The following is a 5,301-nucleotide window of genomic DNA, read 5'->3' as shown; positions in this document are numbered from 1 at the left end:
AATTAAATTCTGGTCCAAAACGGAAACTATTATTATCGTCTCCTTTATTTTTCAGCTTATAGGTGACCAAAATTTTAGCGCGGGTGAATTTGAGATGCTTTTCGACCCCGAAAGGCTGCCAGTTAACCCACCCATCTCGTTTCATTAAAATACTGCGGCGTCTTTTGTCAATTTCATAATCATAATTGGCCTTAAGAAAATCGCTTTCCTCGAAATAATTGCCCTTCTGAAACTGTTCCAATGTCACTGATCTTGAAATAAAATGGTCGTGCAGAGTTTTGCGCGGTTGATTATCGTAATTTAGAAGTTTTTCCAGGCCCTCTTCTTTTGCTCTAATTGAATCGTGAATACTGGCGCCTTTGTTGGTCTCAGTTGTTGCTTTTTTAACTTTATTGTGATAGCCTTCTTTATAACGGCGCAAAGTATTGAGGACATTATATGATTTGTCAGTCAGATCAAATTCTTCAATGTAGCCTCCATCATGAGGACGTACAACAAAAAATAGTTCTTGAGCAGTATTGGTGACCAAAATTTCATCGCGTCCATCCCGGTCTAGGTCGGTAGTCTCTATTCGAAATTTCTTTTCATCCAATTCCTGATCAATGATTCTTGCGGCCTTGATCAATTCACTGTAAATAGCATGTCTAAGATGGGGTAAATATAAACCACCAAAAAGCCCATGCCAGTAAGCACAATTACAGGTTCCCCTTAAAACATGTTCACGAGCCTTCTGGAAATTTTCATTATTTTCCAGTTCAGGATTTTTTTCTCGAAGTTCTTCCAGTTTATTAGAAAGATGGAGATATTTCTTTTGCATCCAGTTGGATTCATCATAAATGTACTGAAAATTTCTCCACATACCACCTTTGAAAAAGGGTTTTATATCGGCGAAAGTACCTTCATCTTCAAATTTATCAACATATTCTTCAAATTTTTGTCCTGCTTCAGCAGGCAATGACCATTCGCTCATTTCAAAATAGGAAGCCGTTGGCAGATAGATGCGTCCCTTGGGAGCATGATTATCATAATATTCAGCAAAGGTTTTAGTTTTCAGCCAGTCCTGATTATCCTGCAGTGCTGTAAAAAATTCCTCCAGCCATTTTTCTTTGAATACAATATCATGAGTTCCCGGCCAAACGCCAAATTTTTCACCATCATCGGCCATTACAATACATCTGTTTTCATCCTCTGAGGCATATTTTCGAAGATAGTCAATCGAATCCTGAGGATCTTCAAAAGGTATGGTATATCTTAGATTTTGGTTAATTGGATATATCCAGAGCGGATAGCCCTGTTCTTCTGTAATAAAAGCCCCATCCAATTCCTCCTGCTGCATTCCAGCACCAAGAAAATGATAATCGTCAACAGTCACATATTTTATACCAGCCTGAGCAATAGGTTTGGCCAAACCTGGTTCCCAAACTCTTTCGGTCAGCCAGAGACCACGGGGTTTGTACCCAAATCTTTTTTCTATATAATGATTTAATTTTTCGATCTGAATGATTTTGTCTCTGTCAGGCAACATTGCCAGAACAGGTTCAAAAAAGCCTCCTGACAGAATTTCTACATTTCCATTCTCAACAAGACGGGCAATTCTATCAATATAGGAAGGCTTATTATCTTCCAGCCATTCCAGCAGGCAACCACTGAAATGGAGCGTAATATGAATTTCTGGAAATTTTTCCAGAGTATCTATGAAAGGCTTATAGCTCTTATTAAAAGCTGATTCAAATACAAAGTCAAAGTTGCCAGTCGGTTGATGATTATGAATACCAAAGATAAAATTTATTTGTTCCACTTATAGTCCCTTTCTTTGCTTGGCCGATTTCTTTGAGAACGCGTGCAAAGGGTGTCAGACAGTAAAAAAGGGTGTGGCCGAAACCACACCCTGACTTTGATATTTTTACAGCATGTCAACCATTCTTTCAGCAAGATCAATAACCCGATTTGTATAACTATATTCATTATCATACCAGGAAATGATCTTAACCATATTCTTGTTGACCATTTGTGTAGCTTTAGCGTCGATAAGAGATGATTCTTTTTGGCCCATGATATCACGGGATACCAATTCTTCTTCTGTATATCCAAGAATACCTTTCATCTCGCCTTCAGCTTTTTTCTTGAGCGCAGCATTGACGTCTTCTACTGTTGTTTCTTCAACATCAAGTAGAAAAACACCGTCAACACAGGAACCATTAGGTACAGGTACACGCAATGCTTTACCATCAATCTTTCCTTCCAGTTCAGGAAGTACTTTGGTTGTGGCGATAGCAGCACCAGTAGTAGTTGGAATAATATTCTCAGCAGCTGTACGTCCTCGTCTAATTTTGCTGGCAGGTGCATCAAGAACAGCCTGAGTTGCAGTATAACCGTGTACTGTGGTAATCAGACCTTTTTGAATACCGAATTCATCATTCAATGCTTTGGCTAAAGGAGCCAGGCAGTTTGTTGTACAGGAAGCATTAGATACGATTTCATCATCAGCATCAAGGTCGTCATCATTAACGCCCAGAACAACTGTAGCATCAATTTTGTCTTTGGCAGGTACTGTTAAGATAACTCTTTTGGCACCGGCTTCGAGATGTTTGGCGATCTGATCTCTTTTTCTGAAAACACCGGTAGATTCAATAACAATTTCCACATCTTTTTCATCCCAGCCTAAATTGGCAGGATCAGTTTCGGAAGTTACTTCAATCTTTCTTCCATTAACGATCATGTCATTACCGTCAACTTCGACAGTTCCGTCAAAGCGGCCATGAACAGAATCGTATTTCAGTAGATAGGCCAAATTATCAACGCCAACCAGATCATTGATTGCTACGACTTCAAGATCGGTTTCTTCTCTGGCTTCCAGAATTCTCAAAAAACCACGTCCGATTCTTCCGAAGCCATTGATTCCAATTTTTGTTGCCATTTTCTCTTTCTCCTATTTTAATTAAACTTACCTTAACACCGGAGACAAATTTACCTAAAATTTTCTACAAACTCAAAGAAATCGGGATATTAAATAGTCGCATTAATATAAATTATATATTTTATATTGTCAACAATTAATAACGCATTTTTGAACAACTATTCTATATGTAGAATATTAATGGTATGTTTTTCGCTTAAAATATATAAATAATCCTGCTTGAAATTTTTGTATAATTTTTTACAGCCCAGTTAACCCAACTTGCATTTACAATTAAACACTAATAACTTTTGTTCTATGAATAAAAAAGTTGATATTTTTTCAGATAAGGAAAAACAAAAGGAACTTAAGCCTCTGGCTGATAGAATTCGTCCTAATACTCTGGATGGATTCATTGGGCAAACCAATATAGCGGGCCCGGGTAAGATTCTATCTAAAAGTATTAAACACGGTCGCATTTTTTCGATGATTCTATGGGGACCTCCTGGAACTGGTAAAACCACCCTGGCTCGAATAATTGCCAACCATTCTGATGCCAAATTTTATCAACTCAATGCTGTGGCATCCGGAGTCAAGGATGTTCGCAAAGTTATCAAAATAGGCAAAAATCGACATCAGAGAGGTGAGGCAACCATATTATTTATCGATGAAATTCACCGCTTTAATAAAGCCCAGCAGGACGCGCTTCTCCGTGCTGTTGAAAATGGTAATATCATTTTAATAGGAGCAACTACTGAGAATCCTTCTTTTGAAGTTATCGCACCTTTGCTCTCCCGCTGTCGGGTTTTGCGATTGGATTCTCTCAGCGATCAGGATCTGGAATCTATTCTTGATAATGCTCTTCATAATGATATCATTCTGAAGGAAATGGAAATAAATTTTGAAGACGATTCCAGAAACTTTTTGATTAATTCAATTGGCGGAGATGCCCGCAAATTATTGAATGCTCTGGAAACAGCTATTGATATGGCTGATGAAAAAGACGGCAAAATACAGATAACTCGTGCGATTTTGAAGGAAGCGCTTCAGGACAGAACCCGATTATATGATAAAAAAGCTGATTATCATTATGATACGATTTCTGCATTTATAAAAAGTGTGCGAGGTAGTGATCCTGATGCTGCTCTTTACTGGATGTGCGTTATGCTGGATGGAGGCGAGGATCCACTTTTTATTGCCCGGCGTTTAATAATTTTGGCAAGTGAAGATATTGGTAATGCCAATCCTTCAGCCTTGATGATCGCTCAGGATGGCTATAATGCTGTTCACTCCGTTGGAATGCCGGAAGCCGAGATTATTTTATCTCAGGTTACAACCTACCTGGCCTCTTCTCCAAAAAGCAATGCTTCCTACATGGCCCTCCAAAGAGCCAAACAGGCAGTCAAAAAAAATAGTACTCACAATGTCCCCCTCCATCTTCGTAATGCTCCAACAAAACTCATGGAGAAAAAAGGGTCCGGAAAAAATTATAAATATCCACATGACCATAAAGATCATTTTGTCAATGAACACTATTTCCCCGAGGATATGCCAACCCAAAAATTTTACAAGCCAACCCGATTGGGACGGGAATCCCGCATCAAAGACAGGCTCCAGCATTTTTGGCCTAAAAGATATAAAAGTAATTCCCATGATCAGGACGACTAGAGCCTGAACTTATATTTTTGCTCACCTAAATTTCGAATCTATTATTTCATCAAAAGCAATTTGCCTGATTGAAAGGATTGATTTTCAAACTGAACTTTGTAGATATAAACTCCGGTGCCTATGCTGTGTCCATTAAGATCGGTTCCATTCCAGTGCATCATTCTGTAACCACTACCTTTATATTGTTCCTCAGCCTGATAGATTTTCTGACCCTGCAGATTGTAAATCATTAATTCTACATTCCCGGCTTCAGGTAAATAATATTTAATTTTTGTACTGGCATTAAAGGGATTGGGATAATTTCCCATAAGGGTGAAATTTTCGGGTTTATCATTACTAATTATATTTTCATTATTTTCCGTTACAGTAAAATTGACAGGCAGAACCTGGACGCTGCTACTGGCATCACTGAGTTCAATATTAAGTTGGCTGCTATAATTTCCCGGTGTCAGATTGGCAGCATCACAGTTGATAGTTAGATTATAATCTCCGCCTGCTTCTATTGTCCCCGGGCTATTTTCCAAAGATAACCAATTTGAAGTGGCACCATATCCTGTTCGTAAACTCCTGACATCAACATTCCCATAGTTAGTATAGAGAGTATCTTCAGGATTTTGATTATCATAAACAACGATATTGTCGATAAGAAGTCCAGTCAATGAAGGATCATCAGGAGTACTGTAGCCTCGATCAGAGGCAAATACAAAAGCAAGATTAGTATTTTGGGTGGAATAGTC

At 38.5% G+C, this 5,301-nt stretch carries 4 protein-coding genes; 1 reads left to right on the top strand and 3 read right to left on the bottom strand.

Going from position 1 to position 5,301, the window contains the following annotated elements:
* A partial coding sequence (locus tag K9N40_13065; GenBank protein MCF7815399.1) for a DUF1926 domain-containing protein occupies nucleotides 1-1,798 on the bottom strand: 1,798 nt, incomplete at its 3' end.
* A gap of 105 nt (nucleotides 1,799-1,903) precedes the next feature.
* Entirely contained in the window at nucleotides 1,904-2,917 is a 1,014-nt protein-coding gene (gap, locus tag K9N40_13060; protein ID MCF7815398.1) for a type I glyceraldehyde-3-phosphate dehydrogenase, read from the bottom strand.
* Nucleotides 2,918-3,214: 297 nt separating this feature from the next.
* Here gap and K9N40_13055 point away from each other — a divergent pair, with 297 nt between their 5' ends.
* The gene (locus K9N40_13055) at nucleotides 3,215-4,564 is read left to right on the top strand and encodes a replication-associated recombination protein A (protein MCF7815397.1); all 1,350 of its coding nucleotides are present in this window, start codon (nucleotides 3,215-3,217) and stop codon (nucleotides 4,562-4,564) included.
* A gap of 41 nt (nucleotides 4,565-4,605) precedes the next feature.
* Here K9N40_13055 and K9N40_13050 read toward each other — a convergent pair.
* A partial coding sequence (locus tag K9N40_13050) for a T9SS type A sorting domain-containing protein (protein MCF7815396.1) occupies nucleotides 4,606-5,301 on the bottom strand: 696 nt, incomplete at its 5' end.

The sequence above is a fragment of the Candidatus Cloacimonadota bacterium genome (genome assembly GCA_021734245.1).
Taxonomy (GTDB): Bacteria; Cloacimonadota; Cloacimonadia; order Cloacimonadales; family TCS61; genus B137-G9.
The sequence above is the reverse complement of the archived record's forward strand: the minus strand, read 5'-3'. Positions and strand labels throughout refer to the sequence as shown.

Excerpts from the sequence above, each read along its gene's own strand:
- gap (MCF7815398.1), bottom strand. The coding sequence starts at position 2,917 with ATGGCAACAAAAATTGGAATCAATGGCTTCGGAAGAATCGGACGTGGT.
- K9N40_13055 (MCF7815397.1), top strand. The coding sequence starts at position 3,215 with ATGAATAAAAAAGTTGATATTTTTTCAGATAAGGAAAAACAAAAGGAA.